Origin of the sequence: Polynucleobacter sp. 86C-FISCH (assembly GCF_018882415.1) — a bacterium.
GTDB lineage: Bacteria > Pseudomonadota > Gammaproteobacteria > Burkholderiales > Burkholderiaceae > Polynucleobacter.
In genome coordinates this window covers 1,745,340-1,762,191 of sequence record NZ_JACVOL010000001.1, presented here as the reverse complement: position 1 = coordinate 1,762,191, position 16,852 = coordinate 1,745,340, and the positions used below count along the sequence as shown (strand labels likewise).

The following is a 16,852-nucleotide window of genomic DNA, read 5'->3' as shown; positions in this document are numbered from 1 at the left end:
CATTTTTATCAAATCTGGAACTGATATGCCTCAATACAACCCACCCCTACGCGATATTCATTTTGTGATTCATGAACTACTGGATGCTGGTAAAGAGTTTTCTGCCCTCCCGGCTTATCAAGATGTTGATAAAGACACAATGAATCAAATCATCGAGGAAGCCGGTAAGTTCGCTAGCCAAATTGCTTTCCCTTTGAATCAGATTGGCGATAAGGAAGGCTGTACACGCCATGATGATGGATCAGTCACAACACCCACTGGCTTTAAGCAAGCCTACGAGCAATATATTGCTGGTGGCTGGCCCGCCCTATCCTGCGATCCCGAGTATGGTGGGCAAGGATTGCCGCAATTACTCAATACCGTCCTTTATGAAACTCTGAACTCAGCCAATCAATCTTGGACGATGTATCCAGGCTTATCACATGGTGCATATGAATGTCTTCATGCCCATGGTACTGACGAACAGAAAAAAACCTACCTTGAGAAATTAGTTTCCGGTCAATGGACTGGAACAATGTGTTTAACCGAGCCACATTGTGGTACTGATCTGGGCTTACTTAAAACCAAAGCTGAACCGCAGGCTGATGGTACCTACGCCATTACCGGAACAAAGATCTTTATTTCCAGCGGAGAACATGATCTTGCTGAGAACATTGTTCATCTTGTTCTTGCACGATTGCCTGACTCACCTATCGGCAGCAAAGGTATCTCCTTGTTTGCAGTACCGAAGTTTCAGATTGGGTCAGATGGATCGGTTGGTAAGCCTAACGCTGTTTCCTGCGGATCTCTTGAACACAAGATGGGCATCCATGGAAATGCCACTTGCGTCATGAATTTTGATGGTGCCATTGGCACACTAGTGGGAGAGCCTCACAAAGGTTTAAATGCCATGTTCGTCATGATGAATGCAGCTCGCCTTGGTGTAGGCATGCAAAGTCTTGGATTGACTGAAGTGGCTTATCAAAACTCAGTTGTCTATGCAAAAGAGCGTTTGCAGATGCGCAGCCTCACTGGAGCCAAGGCTCCTGAAAAGGCGGCAGATCCGATTATTGTTCATCCAGATGTACGCAGAATGTTATTGACTCAAAGGGCTTACGCAGAAGCTGGTAGAGCATTCTCCTACTGGGTAGCCCTCATGATCGATACCGAACTCAATCATCCTGATGAAAATGTTCGCAAAGAAACTGGTGAGATGGTTGCCTTACTAACTCCAATTATTAAAGCATTCTTGACTGATAACGCTTTTGAAGCCACCAATGAAGGCATGCAGGTATTTGGTGGTCACGGCTATATTGCTGAATGGGGTATGGAGCAGTATGTGCGTGACGCTCGCATCAATATGATCTATGAAGGCACCAATACCATTCAATCTTTAGACTTATTGGGCCGAAAGGTTCTTGGCGACATGGGCAAAAAGCTCACTAAATTTGGCAAGATCATTGAAAAGTTCATTGAGGATGAAGGCGTTCGCAAAGAAATGCAGGAGTTTATTGACCCTCTTTCTGATATCGCCGTTAAAGTTGAAAAACTCACCAAAGAGATTGGCATGAAGGCAATGATGAATCACGAAGAAGTGGGCGCAGCTGCTGTTCCCTACCTACGTGTAGTGGGTCATCTGATTTACTCCTATTTATTTGCACGTATGGCCAAAATTGCACTTGCCAATAAATCTAGCAACGATCCTTTTTATCAAGCGAAATTGGCCACTGCCCGCTTTTACTTTGACAAACTCCTGCCTGAGACTGCGATGCTGATTCGTCAAGCACGCGCCGGCTCCAAATCATTAATGGCAATGCCAGCTGATTTTTTCTGAAAGATGAACCATGAGTGAAAACAAGATTATTAAAAAAGTAGCCATCCTGGGTGCTGGCGTCATGGGTGCACAGATTGCCGCCCAATGTATTAACGTTGGGCTACCAGTTGTCTTATTTGATCTACCTGGCAAATCTGATGATGGCAAACCAGTTCATAAAAATGCGATTGCCCTTAAGGCCATTGAGAATCTTAAGAAACTCAAGCCCGCCCCTTTAGGTCTTGCGAGTGATGCTAATTTGATTCAGGCGGCTAACTATGAAGATGACTTGGGGTTGTTAGCTGACTGTGATCTCATTATTGAAGCGATTGCAGAACGCTTGGATTGGAAACATGCTCTCTATGAAAAAGTCGCCCCACATATTCCAGCGCATGCACTTTTTGCTACGAACACATCTGGACTGCCTATTGGTGAACTTGCTAAAGGTTTCTCAGGCGATCTAAAGAAACGCTTTTGCGGTGTACATTTCTTTAACCCACCGCGGTATATGCATTTACTGGAACTCATTCCTGCAGCCGATACCGATCCAACTGTTTTGGATGCGCTAGAGACGTTTATGACCTCCACCATGGGTAAAGGCGTTGTCAGAGCTAAAGACACGCCAAACTTTATTGGTAATCGTGTGGGAGTTTTCTCAATCTTGGCGGTGTTTGCTGAAGCCCAAAAGTTTGGTCTTGGGTTTGATGCAGTCGATGCCATCACAGGAAGTAAATTAGGTCGCGCCAAATCAGCAACTTTCAGAACTAGTGATGTTGTTGGTCTCGATACCATGGCCCATGTAATCAAAACCATGGAAAACTCCTTGCAAGGAGACCCCTTCTCCACTCTATTTAAAATTCCAGAGGTAGTAACCCAGCTTATTGCTAAAGGCGCTTTAGGCCAAAAGACAAAGGCAGGCTTTTATCGCAAAGACGGCAAGAATGTTCTCGTGCTTGATGCAGCCTCTGGTGAATACAAACCCTCCACCGCAACTATTGAGCCTTTAATTGAACGCATTCTGAAAAAGCCAATTGCTGAGCGCCTTGAGTTACTCCGTGATACCGATGAACCTCAAGCGCAATTCTTATGGGCTATTTATCGTGACATCTTCCACTATTGCGCAATTCACTTGGGTGACATTGCTCAATCAGCTCGTGAAATTGATTTTGCGATGCGTTGGGGTTATGGCTGGGACAAAGGCCCTTTTGAAGACTGGCAAGCTGCTGGCGTAACGCAAGTGGCCAACTGGATCAAAGAAGATATCGAGGCAGGTAAAACACTCTGCAAAGAGCCTTTACCCGCATGGCTATTTAGTGGTCCTGTTGCTGAGAAACAGGCCTTTCATACACCAGAAGGCTCTTGGTCTGCTTCTGAGAAGAAATATGTACCCCGCTCAAACTTACCTGTATATCAAAAGCAAGTATTTAGAGCGCCACTGTTAGGCGATGGATCTCCTGACCCCAAAACTGCTGGCACCACCATCTATGAAAATCCCGATCTGCGTGCCTGGGTAGACCAAGCTCAACCGGATGTATTGATCGCTTCATTTAGATCAAAGATGAATACCATCAGTCCTGATGTACTCAATGGTATACAGAAGGCTGTTGAAATTGCTGAAGCCAACTACGAAGGTTTGGTGATCTGGCAACCTAGCTCACTAAAGCTTGGTACCCCTGGCGGCCCATTCTCTGCTGGTGCTAATTTAGAGGCAGCATTACCGATGGTTATGAAAGGCGGTCCTGCTGGAGTTGAGCCATTTGTAAAGCTATTCCAAGATACGATGATGCGAGTGAAGTACTCGCAGGTTCCAGTTATTAGCGCAGTATCTGGCATTGCACTAGGTGGTGGCTGTGAATTAGTAATGCAATCAGCTCGTAGGGTTGCAGCAATTGAAAGCTATATTGGCCTAGTTGAAGTCGGCGTTGGCTTATTGCCAGCTGGTGGTGGCCTCAAAGAAGCAGCTATTCGTGCGGCACAAGGTGTAGCGCTTGCTGGCAACACCAATTACTTAGATTTCACAAAAGCTTCTTTTGAAAATGCAGCGATGGCTAAAGTTTCTTCATCCGCTCAAGATGCCTTGAAGATGGCTTACCTTCAAAAAGGGGACATCATTGTTCCCAATGCGTATGAGCTGCTGTCGCTTGCGCAAAATCAAGTCAAAGCCATGCGCTATGCCGGCTATAGACCACCAATACCAGCCCTCATTCCTGTTGGCGGACGTTCAGTAGCTTCAACAGTCATGGGTCAAGTAATCAATATGCGTGATGGCGGCTTCATATCAGAGCATGATGCATTTATTGCCAAGAAGATTATTGACATCATTAGTGGCGGCGATGTCGATGCTGGCACCCTAGTGACTGAGGAGTGGTTGCTCAAGCTAGAACGTCAAGCGTTTGTTGAGCTTATTGGTCACCCAAAGACCATGGAACGCATTATGGGCATTTTGCAAAACGGCAAGCCGGTTCGTAACTAATTTACTGAGATATCACTATGAAAAATATCCAAGACGCATATATCGTTGCAGCAACTCGCAGCGCCGTTGGTAGATCAGGACGGGGAGCATTAAAAAATACTCGACCAGATGATTTGCTTGGCAATGCTCTACAACATATCTTGATGCAGGTCCCTACGCTTGATCCAAAGGCAATTGAAGATGCCATTATTGGGTGTGCGATGCCTGAAGCCCAACAAGGCTTGAATGTGGCTCGTATTGGACTCCTCCTAGGCGGCCTACCCAATACCGTTGGCGGCATTACCGTCAATCGCTTCTGCTCTTCAGGTCTAAATGCAATTGCTATGGCCGCAGATCGCATTCGGGTTGGCGAGGCTGATGTGATGATTGCAGGCGGCGTGGAATCCATGAGTATGGTTCCCATGGGTGGCAACACACCATCGATGTCGCCAGAGATCTTTATGGGCGATGAAAACATTGGCATTGCCTACGGAATGGGATTAACAGCTGAGAAAGTTGCTCAGCAATGGAAGATCAGCCGAGAAGATCAAGACGCCTTTGCATTTCAATCACATCAAAAAGCGATGGCTGCCCAAGCTGCCGGTGAATTTAATTCTGAAATCTTTCCTGTTAAAGTTGCCCATCGCTCAATGAACCTCGATAAGGGTGAAGTTGACGTTCAATGGCGTGAGTTTTTGAAGGATGAAGGTCCGCGCGTTGACACTTCCCTAGAAGGATTGGCAAAACTCAAATCTCCATTCGCTGCAAGGGGAAGCGTTACAGCCGGCAATAGCTCGCAAACCTCTGATGGAGTAGGCGCGCTGATTCTAGCTAGCGAGAAAGCCATTAAAACCTTTGGACTCACTCCTTTAGCTCGCTTTGTAAGCTTTGCAGTTAAAGGGGTAGCTCCAGAAATCATGGGCATTGGCCCTAAAGAGGCAATTCCTGCCGCATTAAAACTTGCAGGTTTAAATCTACAGGATATGGACTGGATAGAATTGAATGAGGCTTTTGCAGCTCAGTCTTTAGCGGTCATTCGCGATCTGGGGTTAGATCAAGGCAAAGTAAATCCACTTGGAAGTGCTATTGCCCTTGGTCATCCATTAGGGGCAACTGGCGCGATTCGTGCCGCTACCGCCATCCATGCCTTGCAGCGACGTAACTTAAAGCATGCCATGGTCACGATGTGCGTTGGTACTGGCATGGGCGCTGCTGGAATATTTGAGCGTTGCTGATGACATGATTACTAATTAGGAGACATCATGAATACAAAACAATTACTGACTTTATCTGCCTGCCTCATTGCATTTTCCGGTACCGCTTATGCGCAAACAGATCCTGCTATTGGTGTATGGAAAACAATTGATGACAAAACTAACCAACCTGCTTCTTTAATCAAAATTGAGCAGGTCAATGGCGTGCTTGAAGGCACCATCATCAAAACTTTCCCAAAACCCAATGAAACACCCCTGGTTAACTGCTCTCTCTGTAAGGATGATAGAAAAGATAAACCGATTGTTGGCATGAAGATCATGACGGATCTAAAGCAAGATCAACCCGGCGTATGGTCTGGTGGAAAAATCCTCGACCCCAAAGAAGGTGAAGTGTATAAGGTCAAAATTGCGACTGAAGATGGCAAGAAGATGGATGTCCGTGGCTATATCGGTGTTCCACTACTAGGCCGTACTCAAGTTTGGTACAAGGCCGAGCAATAAGCCAGCCTCATAAAATTTGGATGAGTCTTTCCAGAAAAAGATCTTGTCCGTGGTGGACTTTATCCTGCCAGTCCTCGCCTGAGCTCTCATTGGCATCATCAGTAATGTACTTAAATGATTGCCATGGAATGCGGTGTTCATATGCAACCGCAGCAATTGCAAATAACTCCATATCCACTACATCGACTCCTTGACTCAGTAACCAAGGGTCTTGGGCGGTCACAAAGCTATCGCCAGAGCCACACAAAAATTGCCCTGTGGAAAGGTATTCTTGGGGTCGGATACAAAAAGGTGTATTGCCACGCGGCGCCAAAGGTTCTGCATCCATGTCGCGCTGTATCACTTTACCGATCTCCAATAGACCATGTAGCTGGGGATTAATTTTTCCCACAGTTCCAAAATTGAAGATTCTTTTCGGAGAATACTGATGTATTGCTTTAATGCTGGTCATTGCGGCATTAATTTTGCCTATTCCGGAATACACAATCTCCACGCCGCTTGGCAATGCCTCACGCTTGAGCTCGGACTCTAATGCGGTAATAATGAGTAGCTCTGTTTTCATATTGGTTGGCAATGAATTTATTAGATTATCTACCCGAAGTTCCTGACTTTCCAAAACCCGGGGTTCTTTTTAGGGATATTTCTCCCCTACTTGCCAATCCAGCCGCCTTTAAAGAAGCTATTCGTCAACTGGATGAGATTGCCCAGCAGTTTGATTACACCCACATCCTGGGTATTGAATCGCGGGGTTTTATCTTTGGCTCTGCGCTAGCCCACCACGCCCATAAGGGTTTGGCGTTAGCCAGAAAACCCAACAAACTTCCCTTGGCCAGCCATCGTGAAGCCTATGGTCTTGAGTATGGCAATGATTCTCTAGAAATTCAGCAATCCACCTTACCCAAAGATGCCAAAGTATTGTTACTAGATGATGTTCTGGCTACCGGCGGAACATTGATTGCAGCTGATAAATTAATCCGTTCGGCCGGCTTTGAAGTCAGCGGTGCAATTACCTTGCTGGAGATTGTCTTCTTAAACGGCAATGAACTGCTAGAACAGAATCGTATTCGCCATCAATCTGTTTTGAAAAGCTAGATGAGCTTTTTGGCACTCTTTACTATTTTCATAGCACCCCAACCCACCGCCAAAACCTTGCTTGCCAGTTTTGGCTTGTAATGCGCAAGCGCTGCAAATGCACTAGTCCATAGAATGGGGTTGCTCTTTAAGAATTGAACCGCATCAATTCCTTTATCCGCCCAAGAAAGCGGCTTTTCCCAAGCCTCAAAGTGTTCAGCAAAAGCCTTGCGCTCTCGACTAGCCTGAAGCATTAGTTCGTGTTGACGATGCTCTAGAGCCTTTAGCTTATCCTTCATTTTGAAAGTGCTTCGCGATCTTTGGCTAATTCAGTGATTGAGGCTTCGAATAATCTAGGCATCTTGCGCAGTGACTGAGTAATTAAGAATGCCAGAATTAATCCAACTGATAAGAATGCTGCAGTTAACAAACCAAGAGCCATCATTCTGTCTGTTTCCCAGCTATAGATCACGATCAGCAATGCCAACATCACTAATCCAAAAAATAGAAAGAATAAGGCGCTAATAATCATCACTAACAAGCTAATGAATTTGCTTCTAGCTATTTGTACATCAAGCGATAAAAGCTCTAAACGCGTTTGAGCAATGGATGCTCCAGTTGAAGCTAAGCCCTTGATGGATGAAAGTAAGTTTTCTTGAGACATAAAGTATTAACGACGGCCAATAAATAAACCAATGAGCAAGCCCAAGCCTGCAGCAACACCAACAGCCTCCCATGGATTGCGATGGACAAAATCATCCGCTCCGTCAGCAGCTATCTTTGCTTTATCTAGCAACTTACCTTCAACGCCAGAAAGACTTTCTTTAGCACCAGCCAAAGTTTCCAAAGCTTTATTGCGAATAGAGCTAATTGCCTCGCCTGGGTGATCTTCGGTGGCTTTGATTAAAGCTTCAGCATCGGCCATGAGAGATTTGAATTCACCAATGAGGCTTTCGGCACCAGCTTGTTTGTCATCATGGACAACTGAATGGTCTAATTTCTTAGCGGTCATAGCGAGATTCCCAGTTAGTAAAGTAGCAATTGCACATATAACCCTATTCTAAGCACTTCTAGTAGGATTTGAGTAATAAGACCGTCATTCCAGCATTACCCTCTTTGAAGCGCTTGAGATAACGCTTTAATCCCGGGCGTCGTTTATGCAAGACATGATAGGCCTCGCTGCCATAAGCCACATCTTCGCCAAAGTAATACTCATCTACCCTGTCGGAATAGCGATTATTTTCTAGTGCGTCATGAATGGCCCATTTAATGCGACCACCCTCTCCGCTAGACCCATAGCCATGAATCAGCACAATCGCTTTGATACCAATCTCAAGAGATTTGCGTAGATATTCCGTAAGCCTCTCCAGGGCTTCATCTACATAGGGGCCGTCTTGCTTAATATTGAGCTCGATCGTATCGGAGCTCAAGATAGGCAATGCAATAGAGCTGCAATGCGGACATTGATCAAACAATGCCCGCATATTCCCACAATCAGGACATTCTGCGTTGTGTGCCAATTTAGATCGGTTGAACTGAACTCCTTAAGAGCAGTACTTACCTTCTAAGCTTCTAACATCGGATGATTTGTCGTCAACCATGAGGTTGAGGGTCTTTTGCGCAAGATCCCGATTTTCAGGTGTCTTTAAGCTTGCATTAATCAATGTTGAGACATCCTTGCGAATGGATGTGTTGCCATAGCGCAATCCCTTCAACGTAGACACCGCTTCAGCAGATATCTTGCACTGCTGATTTACTAACTCAGAAGAATCCGACGGCTTTGTATTTGCATACGCAAACGCAGCAACGGAGATTGATACGGCTGCTAATAGAGTCTTTTTCATCTTAGTTCCTTATTTTGTGACCACATGTTGGACAACAACCCACTTCTTTTGCTCTGGTCTTTTTAAGAGCGGCATACACACTGGATTCTGAAATCTCCATCTTTCTGGCTGCTTGAGCAGCAGTAAGCCCCTTCCCTACCCATTCCAAGGCTTGATGTGTTTTTGGTATTTGTCTCTTCATTTCATCTCCCAGTTCAAACACTATATCACAACTTATGAAGTTGTGAAGTTGTGAAGTTAAGTAAAAGTGTAGTGAGATACCCTAATGCAGGCAATAAATTGGATTGAGCGCTGGAGCCTTTATAGATAAAGGATGTAGCCAAGAAAGTCAGGCTTTTGACCAGGAATAGTATGATTTGGGGAACTTAGGGAGCTTTATATGCATCGCATCATCTATCGAGTAGTTCTATTGTTGGCAATTGGCGCCGGTCTTACTGCCTGTAACCACAATGACAAAAAAATTAGTGGCTGGGAAATCAATGATGTATATCACTCAACCATCATCACGCCCAACCCAGTAGCTGGAGGAAAAACCTATCAGGGTCCTCCTATCAATACGATGGATGAAGCTAATACTTATGAAATGTTTAACCTCAGAGCCGAGCAGACAAAGCAAGGCGCAAAGACCTATGAGTTGGTTGCGCAGTTAACGTATTTCTCACAATGGCGTTATTACGATTCAGCAATCCTGGAAAGCACGCCTGCAACGACATTTAAAGTTGTTGGTAGAGAGGCTGGCGCCTGTGGTGAACGTGGCTGCATCTTTAGAGAAGTTCTTTCAATTCAATTGACTGAAGCATTCCTCAAAGACAAAATGAAGAAGGGTTTCATCATGACCGTTTCTTCGAAGGCTGGTATCAAGACTGAACTCTATGTACCACCGCAATATATTCAAGGCTATATGCAAGCAGTGAACGGTTTTAATTAATCTTTATTGCAGTGTGGGAATAAATAAAGGGGCCGAGGCCCCTTTATCTTTGTTGCGTTCTTGACTATGTAATGGAGTCTAGTCTAGCGACGCGCCGGATGTCTTAACAATCTTGGCCCAACGAGCGATATCGTCCTGCAACTGTTTTGCAAACTCAGCGGGCATCATGTTTGCAAGTTCTACTCCAGATGCTTGTAATTTTTCTCTTAATTCTGGATTTGCAAGTGTTAATTGCATTTCCTTTTGCAATTTATCGACTACAGGCTTAGGTGTGCCCTTTGGCGCAAACAATCCAATCCATAAGGATCCGGAGAAACCAGGAACTTTTTCTGAAATCGAAGGTACGTCCGGAAGAATCGGCGAACGCTTTGGGGAGCTGACACCAAGAGCAATCAGTTTTTGTGAGTTGATGTATTGCAGTACAGACGGCAAACTCGCAAACGCGATTTGAACCTGACCCCCCAAAAGATCGTTGAGAGCAGGTGCCACACCTTTATAAGGAATGTGCTGCAAGGATATACCGTAACTCTGATTTAGCATTTCACCCAAGAGGTGGTTTAAGGTGCCATTCCCTGCCGAAGCATATTGATAAGTTTCTGGAGGCTTTGATTTAACCAACTTTAAGAATTCATCTAAATTCTTGGCTGGGAAGTTTGGATTGACCACCAAGACATTAGGGACTGAGCCAATCATTGCCAATGGAATAAAGTCATTTACCGGATCAAATCCTGGGTTTTTATAAAGCGCAGGATTAATAGCTTGAGCACTACTAATGGTCATTAAAAGTGTGTAACCATCTTTTGGTCCATTAGCAACATACTGAGTGCCAATATTGCCACCAGCTCCAGGCTTATTTTCGACAATCACTGAGGCTTTCATTTGCTCGCCAAGACGCTGCGCAACAACACGACCAACAATGTCATTTGTTCCGCCTGGTGCCTGAGGAACAATCATCGTTATAGGTTTCGTAGGATAGGCGAGTGCCAAGCCAGAAATAATAGAGAAGGAAGTAGCAAGCACTAAATGGATGATGCGTTTCACAGGAATCCTTTTTTACAGTTGTTGTAAATAATAATGAGGCTTCTTGAAATGATAATCACAAAAGCGTTAACTTGAGTCTAGAAATAAATAAAGGGGCCATAGGCCCCTTTATCTTTAAGTACTTGGCGGAGACGAGAGGATTCGAACCTCCGATCAGAGTTTTAGCCCCGATGCTCCCTTAGCAGGGGAGTGCCTTCGACCAGCTCGGCCACGTCTCCGTACTTCTTACTATTACAACGCCCCACAGTTTAACGGATAACCGCTTCTGAGGGGTTTATTACGCTTTTTACTTACTTCTGGTCCAACTCAAATGCCTTGTGCAAGGCACGTACAGCCAATTCCATGTATTTCTCATCGATGACGACTGAGATCTTAATTTCGCTAGTAGAGATCATCAAGATATTGATGCCCTCTTCTGACAAAGTGCGGAACATCTTGCTAGCGATACCAACGTGAGAACGCATGCCTACGCCAACTACTGAAACTTTAGAAACCTTAGGATCACCAGAGATTTCTTTTGCTTCAATGTGCGCTTGCACAGTATTCTTCAGAATATCTAATGCTTTTTGATAATCAGCACGTGGCACTGTGAAAGTAAAGTCAGTCTTACCTTCTACAGATTGGTTCTGAATAATGATGTCCACATCAATATTGGCATCCGCAATCGGACCAAGGATTTGATATGCAATACCTGGGCGATCAGGAACTCCAAGAACGGTAATCTTCGCTTCATCACGCGCAAAGGCGATGCCGGAAATAACTGCGGCTTCCATAGTGCTGTCCTCTTCAAATGTAATCAAGGTGCCTGAGCTCATCTCATCAGCTAAAGGCATCAATGGGTCTGTCAAAGAAGACAGAACCCGGGTTTTAACTTTGTACTTACCTGCAAACTCAACTGAACGAATCTGCAATACCTTTGAACCCAAGCTAGCCATTTCTAGCATCTCTTCAAAAGTAATTTTGTCTAAGCGACGTGCATCTTCGCAAACGCGTGGGTCAGTGGTGTACACACCATCAACGTCTGTATAGATTAAGCACTCATCTGCTTTTAAGGCTGCTGCCATGGCAACTGCTGATGTATCAGAACCACCGCGACCTAGTGTCGTGATGTTGCCGTTTGGGTCTACGCCCTGGAAACCAGTGACTACAACTGCGCGACCCGCATTGAGGTCTTTGAGAATCTTCTCGCTTTCAATACTCTTGATACGCGCCTTCGTGAAAGAAGAATCGGTATGCACAGTTACTTGCCAGCCCGCATAACTCACTGCATCAATACCTTCGCGCATGAGCGCTAAGGCCAAGAGACCTGAACTGACTTGCTCGCCTGTAGAGGCGATTTGATCTAATTCACGCGGATTAGCATCAGGATTAATTTCTTTTGCCAGGCCTAGCAAGCGATTGGTTTCGCCTGACATAGCTGAAGGTACGACCACCACTTGATGGCCAGCACGCATCCATTTAGCAACGCGTTTGGCAACATTGGCAATGCGCTCAGTTGAGCCCATTGAGGTGCCGCCATATTTATGAACGATAAGAGCCATAAAAACCGTTTATTTAACTATTGGTGACAGGGAAATCTTCCCTGAGGATCTAAAAAGGGCTTATTTTACAGGGTTTTGCACCCATTCCGGGAGTACGCGCCTACCGGAGGCGATCAAGTGTGGATAGCTAAGCCCAATACCGGCCACAGCAATCAATTCATCGTTGATATAGAGCAAGGGTGCCTGACGCTCCCAGGGCGGGATATCAGCCTCCTGATAGAGGTTTTTGAGGGTTTTACGGGGGGTCTTCGGCTTAATCTGAATCTTTTCGGAGCCTTGACGCTCCCTTAGGGTAATTTCATTGTTGTCTTGGGCCCCTTTTACCCAGTCAGCAGGAAGCCCTAATTGCTTAGATTTGGCTGGCAAGGTTTTTAATACCCAGCGCCCTGCTTCCACATTGCCTACCTGCAACATACCGCGCCAGAGATAAATCTTTCTCTCATCATGAAGCCACTCAAGATTGGCGTCTGCTTTAACTTGTGCAAGATCACGCCACCATGCTTGTAAGCGCTCTTGGGATGGCATAGCCAACTGCTGTGTTTGCAACCAATAACGTAAGACATTATTTGCTGCAGGTAAATCCTCTTTTGCTAATACCAGCAGCGGCGCCACTTTCAGCTGATTCTGATTGAGAATATTTTTGCCATCTTGCTCGGCCAGACGATTGAGCAAAGTTTGCGCCTCACCAAGCAGTTGCGCGCTACGCGCCATATTCGCTAAAGCTTCAGGCTGGATCTTTTCAAGCGCAGGAATAATTTTCTTGCGCACTGCATTGCGACGATATTTTGTATTTTGATTACTGGGATCTTCAATCCACTTGAGCTTGTGTTCTTTAGCGTAAGCTTCCAACTCTTGCCTACTTTGATTTAAGAGTGGGCGCCACAGAGTGATGCCTGGGTTATCTGCAATCCCCCTACTTGCCGGCATGCCCGATAGGCCCGCGACACCAGAGCCTCGAAGGAGTTGCAAGAGAACCGTCTCCGCTTGATCATTCTGGTGATGCGCTAAGAGTAAATCTTCAATGCCATATTCTTCACACAGATCCGTAAGTGCTTCGTAGCGCGCCGCTCTTGCTCTTGCTTCAATATTGCCTTGCTCTTCTGCCCCATCTAAATGTAGGAGGCGGAAATCAAAATGAATATTGTATTGTTTCGCGAGCTTCTCGCAAAAGATCAGCCAATCATCAGCGGGCTTTTGTAAGCCATGATGAATATGGAATGCATAGATTTGGTTGTTGGTTTGGTTCTTGGCTTGCGCTTTGCAAACCGTGTCGAGCAACACAACCGAATCGAGGCCACCACTTAAGGCAACCGCAATTCGTTTTCCTGACTTAGGACTTTGCTGTGATTTCCTTGAACTTGCCATAGCTCATCAAACGCTCATGACGACGCTCAAGCAATGCATCTACTTTCATGCCATCAAAGGTTTTTAAAGATTCCGCAAGTGCTTTGCGCATATTGCTCATCATGTTGTCGTAATCACGATGCGCGCCACCAATAGGCTCGGCCACAATCTTGTCAATCAGGCCAAGAGCCTTCAAGCGTTGCGCTGTGAGGCCCAACTGCTCAGCAGCCTCAGGAGCCTTATCAGCCGTCTTCCAGAGAATAGACGCGCAACCTTCTGGGGAGATCACTGAGTATGTGGAGTTTTGCAACATCAATACAACGTCACCCATAGCGATTGCAAGTGCACCACCTGAACCACCCTCACCAATAATCGTTGCGATGATGGGCACTTCTAATTCTGCTTGTACATATAAGTTGCGGCCAATTGCTTCTGACTGGTTACGCTCTTCGGCATCAATACCAGGGAACGCACCTGGCGTATCTACAAAAGTGAATACCGGAATACCAAACTTTTCCGCAAGACGCATGAGGCGCATTGCTTTGCGATAACCCTCAGGACGACTCATGCCAAAGTTTCGCAGAGCACGCTCTTTGGTATCGCGACCCTTTTGATGACCAATCACCATGCATGGTTGATTTTCAAAACGAGCCAGACCACCGATGATGGATTGATCGTCTGCAAAAGTACGATCACCATGTAACTCGTGGAAATCTGTAAATAAAGCGCCAACATAATCCAATGTGTATGGACGCTGTGGATGACGCGCTACTTGAGAAACTTGCCAAGGAGTGAGATTGGCGTAAACATCTTTTGTTAGCTGCTGACTTTTTTCAGCAAGCGTTTTGATCTCATCGGAGATATCAACCGATGACTCATCTTGTACAAAACGCAGCTCTTCAATCTTTGACTCTAATTCGGCGATTTGCTGCTCAAAATCCAGGAAAGTCGTTTTCATAGTCTGATTTTAATATTCAACTGGGATTGGGTCGATACTTCTCCACATATACCAGGTGGCAACCGTACGCCACGGGGCCCAATTAGCAGCCACCTCGCGCGCTTCATGGCGGCTGACAGGCTCTCCACTGAAATAATTGAGGGAAATAGCCTTAATGAGGCCAACATCGTCCAAAGGGAGGATATCGGGTCGAATCATGTTGAAAATGAGGAACATTTCGGCAGTCCAGCGGCCAATCCCCCGAATTGAGCTTAATTCCTTGATAACGCTCTCATCATCCATATCTTTCCATTGATTGGCATGAAGGCGCCCTGAATCAAAGTGATCGGCTAAATCTCGGATGTACTCAACCTTGCGTCCAGATAAACCGGCGGCACGCAATTCCTCTACTGAGAGCGCTAGGATATTTTTCGGGGTGACTTTCTTTTTGCTAGCAGCAACGACCCTATTCCAAACGGATTGTGCTGCCGCTACTGAAATCTGCTGGCCAACAATGGCTCTTGCCAAAGTATTAAATGGATCGCCGCGGGTGACCAAAAAGCCTGAACCATATTTAGGAATGAGTTTTTTAAGAATGCGATCTTGCTTCATCAATTCCTTGCAAGCTTGCTCCCAGTATTCCGGGGCCACTTCCTCAAGAATTGATTCCGTTTTTTCTACCTTCAATGCTTTGTCTGATTTATCTTTAACTGCAGTCATTAAGCTCTGCGCCATTCTGTTAAGCCGCCAGGTTTATCTTCCAAAACAATGCCCTGCTCCAACAATGTTTTTCGAATCAAGTCTGCCTTAGCGAAGTCTTTTGCTTGCTTGGCAGCTACGCGTGCTGCAATTTGCTCTTCAATTTGCGATGGAGTCAAGCCATCTTGATCCTTAGACCCCGCCTGCAAAAATGTAGTGGGATCACGTTGCAAGAAATTCAATGCCGCGCCAAGAGCCTTCAATGTATTGGCAAGTAATTGCTTCTCTTCGCCTTGCGCACGATTAACTTCACTAGCCAAGTCAAACAAGACTGCAATCGCTTCAGGCGTATTGAAATCATCATTCATGGCATCAGCAAAGCGCTTAGCCCATGGGTTGTTTGGGTCCAACTGAATTACTTGGGCTTTAGGGCCTTGCGCTAAAGCGGTATACAGGCGCGCCAATCCAGAGCGAGCCTCTTCAAGCTGCGCATCACTATAGTTAATAGGGCTACGGTAGTGCGCCTTCAACATGAAGAAACGCAGCACCTCAGGATCAAAGCTTTTGAGAACATCGCGAATTAAGAAGAAGTTACCCAATGACTTGGACATCTTCTCTTCGTTAACGCGAATATGGCCGTTATGCATCCAGTAATTTACAAAGGGGGCATCGTCTTCTTTGCGGTCTTTGCCGTAGAGGGCGCCTTCACTTTGGGCGATTTCATTTTCGTGATGCGGGAACTGCAAATCAGCACCACCACCATGAATATCAAAGTGCTCGCCTAACAAGTCGCAAGACATTGCTGAACACTCAATATGCCAACCCGGGCGGCCCTCGCCCCAGGGTGACTGCCAGCGTGTGTCTGCTGGCTCTTCAGGCTTGGCGCTTTTCCATAAAACAAAATCCAAAGGGTCGCGCTTGCCATCACCTACTGCTACACGTTCGCCCGCATTTAATTCGTCTAAAGTTTTGCCAGACAGCTGACCGTAACGCGGTAATAAGCGGACAGCAAAATTAACATCGCCGTCATTGGCTCGATAGGCCAATTCATTTTCAATGAGCTTACCGATCATGCCCTGCATTTGCCCGATGTAATCGGTTGCACGAGGCTCTTGATCGGGATGCATTAAACCCAACTCATCTGAGTCGGCATGCATGGCAGCAATAAAGCGATTTGTTAATGCGGAAATAGGTTCGCCATTCTCAATGGCGCGATTAATGATCTTGTCATCAATATCGGTGATGTTGCGTACATAAAGGACTTCATAGCCACTCGCCCTGAGCCAGCGAACAACCATGTCAAAGACAATCATGACCCTGGCATGCCCAATATGGCAAAAGTCGTAAACGGTCATGCCGCAGACGTACATCTTCACCTTGCCCGGCACTATGGGCTTAAAGACCTGTTTAGAACGGCTAAGGGTGTTATAGATTTGCAGCATAGGGCTATAAAGGTGGGGCAAGTAGCGCCAATTTGTTAGACTGAGC

18 protein-coding genes and 1 tRNA gene are annotated in these 16,852 nt (G+C 45.8%); 6 read left to right on the top strand and 13 right to left on the bottom strand.

All coding sequences use genetic code 11. The features are described from left to right. Positions 1-25 precede the first annotated feature (25 nt). The 4 genes from ICN10_RS08935 to ICN10_RS08920 are packed head-to-tail and all read left to right on the top strand — an operon-like array spanning position 26 to position 5,959. The gene (locus ICN10_RS08935; RefSeq protein WP_216214728.1) at positions 26-1,813 is read left to right on the top strand and encodes an acyl-CoA dehydrogenase C-terminal domain-containing protein; all 1,788 of its coding nucleotides are present in this window, start codon (positions 26-28) and stop codon (positions 1,811-1,813) included. A 10-nt stretch (positions 1,814-1,823) separates the two neighbouring features. Next, a complete protein-coding gene (locus tag ICN10_RS08930) occupies positions 1,824-4,265 on the top strand; it encodes a 3-hydroxyacyl-CoA dehydrogenase/enoyl-CoA hydratase family protein (protein ID WP_216214727.1) in 2,442 nt (813 codons plus the stop codon). Between the two features lie 17 nt (positions 4,266-4,282). Next, positions 4,283-5,479 carry an acetyl-CoA C-acyltransferase gene (locus ICN10_RS08925; protein ID WP_216214726.1) on the top strand — a complete coding sequence of 399 codons (1,197 nt, stop codon included), beginning with the start codon at positions 4,283-4,285 and terminating at the stop codon, positions 5,477-5,479. Between the two features lie 27 nt (positions 5,480-5,506). Further along, complete coding sequence (locus ICN10_RS08920) at positions 5,507-5,959, top strand: DUF2147 domain-containing protein (RefSeq protein ID WP_216214725.1); 453 nt, start codon at positions 5,507-5,509, stop codon at positions 5,957-5,959. Positions 5,960-5,966: 7 nt separating this feature from the next. On the opposite strand, the gene ICN10_RS08915 is transcribed toward ICN10_RS08920, so the two are convergent. Further along, on the bottom strand, positions 5,967-6,521 hold the full coding sequence (locus ICN10_RS08915) for a 5'-methylthioadenosine nucleosidase (RefSeq protein ID WP_216214723.1): 555 nt from the start codon (positions 6,519-6,521) through the stop codon (positions 5,967-5,969). An 11-nt stretch (positions 6,522-6,532) separates the two neighbouring features. Between ICN10_RS08915 and ICN10_RS08910 the strand changes: the two genes are divergently transcribed. Further along, the gene (locus ICN10_RS08910; RefSeq protein WP_216214721.1) at positions 6,533-7,051 is read left to right on the top strand and encodes an adenine phosphoribosyltransferase; all 519 of its coding nucleotides are present in this window, start codon (positions 6,533-6,535) and stop codon (positions 7,049-7,051) included. Here the strand turns inward: ICN10_RS08910 and ICN10_RS08905 are convergent. From ICN10_RS08905 to ICN10_RS08885, 5 genes are read right to left on the bottom strand one after another with little or no spacing between them, the layout of a single operon-like run. After that, positions 7,048-7,329: a YqjK-like family protein gene (locus ICN10_RS08905; protein ID WP_216214720.1), complete on the bottom strand. Its 282-nt coding sequence runs from the start codon at positions 7,327-7,329 to the stop codon at positions 7,048-7,050. The two genes, ICN10_RS08910 and ICN10_RS08905, sit on opposite strands and share 4 nt — an antisense overlap. Continuing rightward, positions 7,326-7,694 (bottom strand): phage holin family protein, encoded by a 369-nt coding sequence (locus ICN10_RS08900; RefSeq protein WP_216214719.1) that lies wholly within the window; start codon positions 7,692-7,694, stop codon positions 7,326-7,328. The genes ICN10_RS08905 and ICN10_RS08900 overlap by 4 nt, the downstream gene beginning before the upstream one ends. A 6-nt stretch (positions 7,695-7,700) precedes the next feature. Then, entirely contained in the window at positions 7,701-8,042 is a 342-nt protein-coding gene (locus ICN10_RS08895; RefSeq protein WP_216214718.1) for a YqjD family protein, read from the bottom strand. Between the two features lie 58 nt (positions 8,043-8,100). Next, positions 8,101-8,514: a Smr/MutS family protein gene (locus ICN10_RS08890; RefSeq protein ID WP_255536841.1), complete on the bottom strand. Its 414-nt coding sequence runs from the start codon at positions 8,512-8,514 to the stop codon at positions 8,101-8,103. A gap of 60 nt (positions 8,515-8,574) precedes the next feature. After that, positions 8,575-8,874 (bottom strand): hypothetical protein, encoded by a 300-nt coding sequence (locus ICN10_RS08885; RefSeq protein ID WP_068320730.1) that lies wholly within the window; start codon positions 8,872-8,874, stop codon positions 8,575-8,577. A 379-nt stretch (positions 8,875-9,253) separates the two neighbouring features. Here ICN10_RS08885 and ICN10_RS08880 point away from each other — a divergent pair, with 379 nt between their 5' ends. Further along, positions 9,254-9,802: a hypothetical protein gene (locus tag ICN10_RS08880; protein ID WP_216214716.1), complete on the top strand. Its 549-nt coding sequence runs from the start codon at positions 9,254-9,256 to the stop codon at positions 9,800-9,802. Between the two features lie 78 nt (positions 9,803-9,880). Here ICN10_RS08880 and ICN10_RS08875 read toward each other — a convergent pair whose 3' ends face one another. From ICN10_RS08875 to cysS, 7 genes are all read right to left on the bottom strand, one after another. Further along, positions 9,881-10,834, bottom strand: a complete 954-nt coding sequence (locus ICN10_RS08875) for a Bug family tripartite tricarboxylate transporter substrate binding protein (protein WP_370626222.1) — start codon at positions 10,832-10,834, stop codon at positions 9,881-9,883. Between the two features lie 132 nt (positions 10,835-10,966). Beyond that, a tRNA-Ser gene (locus ICN10_RS08870) sits at positions 10,967-11,061 on the bottom strand. 72 nt (positions 11,062-11,133) lie between these two features. After that, positions 11,134-12,384: an aspartate kinase gene (locus ICN10_RS08865; protein ID WP_216214715.1), complete on the bottom strand. Its 1,251-nt coding sequence runs from the start codon at positions 12,382-12,384 to the stop codon at positions 11,134-11,136. Between the two features lie 60 nt (positions 12,385-12,444). Beyond that, positions 12,445-13,749, bottom strand: coding sequence for a tRNA lysidine(34) synthetase TilS (gene tilS, locus ICN10_RS08860; RefSeq protein ID WP_216214714.1), 1,305 nt, complete (start codon positions 13,747-13,749; stop codon positions 12,445-12,447). Next, positions 13,715-14,686, bottom strand: coding sequence for an acetyl-CoA carboxylase carboxyltransferase subunit alpha (locus ICN10_RS08855; RefSeq protein ID WP_215361765.1), 972 nt, complete (start codon positions 14,684-14,686; stop codon positions 13,715-13,717). The genes tilS and ICN10_RS08855 overlap by 35 nt, the downstream gene beginning before the upstream one ends. Before the next feature lie 9 nt (positions 14,687-14,695). Continuing rightward, a complete protein-coding gene (locus ICN10_RS08850) occupies positions 14,696-15,385 on the bottom strand; it encodes a DNA-3-methyladenine glycosylase (protein WP_216214713.1) in 690 nt (229 codons plus the stop codon). After that, positions 15,385-16,806: a cysteine--tRNA ligase gene (cysS, locus tag ICN10_RS08845; RefSeq protein ID WP_216214710.1), complete on the bottom strand. Its 1,422-nt coding sequence runs from the start codon at positions 16,804-16,806 to the stop codon at positions 15,385-15,387. Before cysS ends, ICN10_RS08850 begins: the two co-directional genes overlap by 1 nt. Positions 16,807-16,852 lie beyond the last annotated feature (46 nt).

Excerpts from the sequence above, each read along its gene's own strand:
- ICN10_RS08935 (WP_216214728.1), top strand. The coding sequence starts at position 26 with ATGCCTCAATACAACCCACCCCTACGCGATATTCATTTTGTGATTCAT.
- ICN10_RS08930 (WP_216214727.1), top strand. The coding sequence starts at position 1,824 with ATGAGTGAAAACAAGATTATTAAAAAAGTAGCCATCCTGGGTGCTGGC.
- ICN10_RS08925 (WP_216214726.1), top strand. The coding sequence starts at position 4,283 with ATGAAAAATATCCAAGACGCATATATCGTTGCAGCAACTCGCAGCGCC.
- ICN10_RS08920 (WP_216214725.1), top strand. The coding sequence starts at position 5,507 with ATGAATACAAAACAATTACTGACTTTATCTGCCTGCCTCATTGCATTT.
- ICN10_RS08915 (WP_216214723.1), bottom strand. The coding sequence starts at position 6,521 with ATGAAAACAGAGCTACTCATTATTACCGCATTAGAGTCCGAGCTCAAG.
- ICN10_RS08910 (WP_216214721.1), top strand. The coding sequence starts at position 6,533 with ATGAATTTATTAGATTATCTACCCGAAGTTCCTGACTTTCCAAAACCC.
- ICN10_RS08905 (WP_216214720.1), bottom strand. The coding sequence starts at position 7,329 with ATGAAGGATAAGCTAAAGGCTCTAGAGCATCGTCAACACGAACTAATG.
- ICN10_RS08900 (WP_216214719.1), bottom strand. The coding sequence starts at position 7,694 with ATGTCTCAAGAAAACTTACTTTCATCCATCAAGGGCTTAGCTTCAACT.
- ICN10_RS08895 (WP_216214718.1), bottom strand. The coding sequence starts at position 8,042 with ATGACCGCTAAGAAATTAGACCATTCAGTTGTCCATGATGACAAACAA.
- ICN10_RS08890 (WP_255536841.1), bottom strand. The coding sequence starts at position 8,514 with ATGCGGGCATTGTTTGATCAATGTCCGCATTGCAGCTCTATTGCATTG.
- ICN10_RS08885 (WP_068320730.1), bottom strand. The coding sequence starts at position 8,874 with ATGAAAAAGACTCTATTAGCAGCCGTATCAATCTCCGTTGCTGCGTTT.
- ICN10_RS08880 (WP_216214716.1), top strand. The coding sequence starts at position 9,254 with ATGCATCGCATCATCTATCGAGTAGTTCTATTGTTGGCAATTGGCGCC.
- ICN10_RS08865 (WP_216214715.1), bottom strand. The coding sequence starts at position 12,384 with ATGGCTCTTATCGTTCATAAATATGGCGGCACCTCAATGGGCTCAACT.
- tilS (WP_216214714.1), bottom strand. The coding sequence starts at position 13,749 with ATGGCAAGTTCAAGGAAATCACAGCAAAGTCCTAAGTCAGGAAAACGA.
- ICN10_RS08855 (WP_215361765.1), bottom strand. The coding sequence starts at position 14,686 with ATGAAAACGACTTTCCTGGATTTTGAGCAGCAAATCGCCGAATTAGAG.
- ICN10_RS08850 (WP_216214713.1), bottom strand. The coding sequence starts at position 15,385 with ATGACTGCAGTTAAAGATAAATCAGACAAAGCATTGAAGGTAGAAAAA.
- cysS (WP_216214710.1), bottom strand. The coding sequence starts at position 16,806 with ATGCTGCAAATCTATAACACCCTTAGCCGTTCTAAACAGGTCTTTAAG.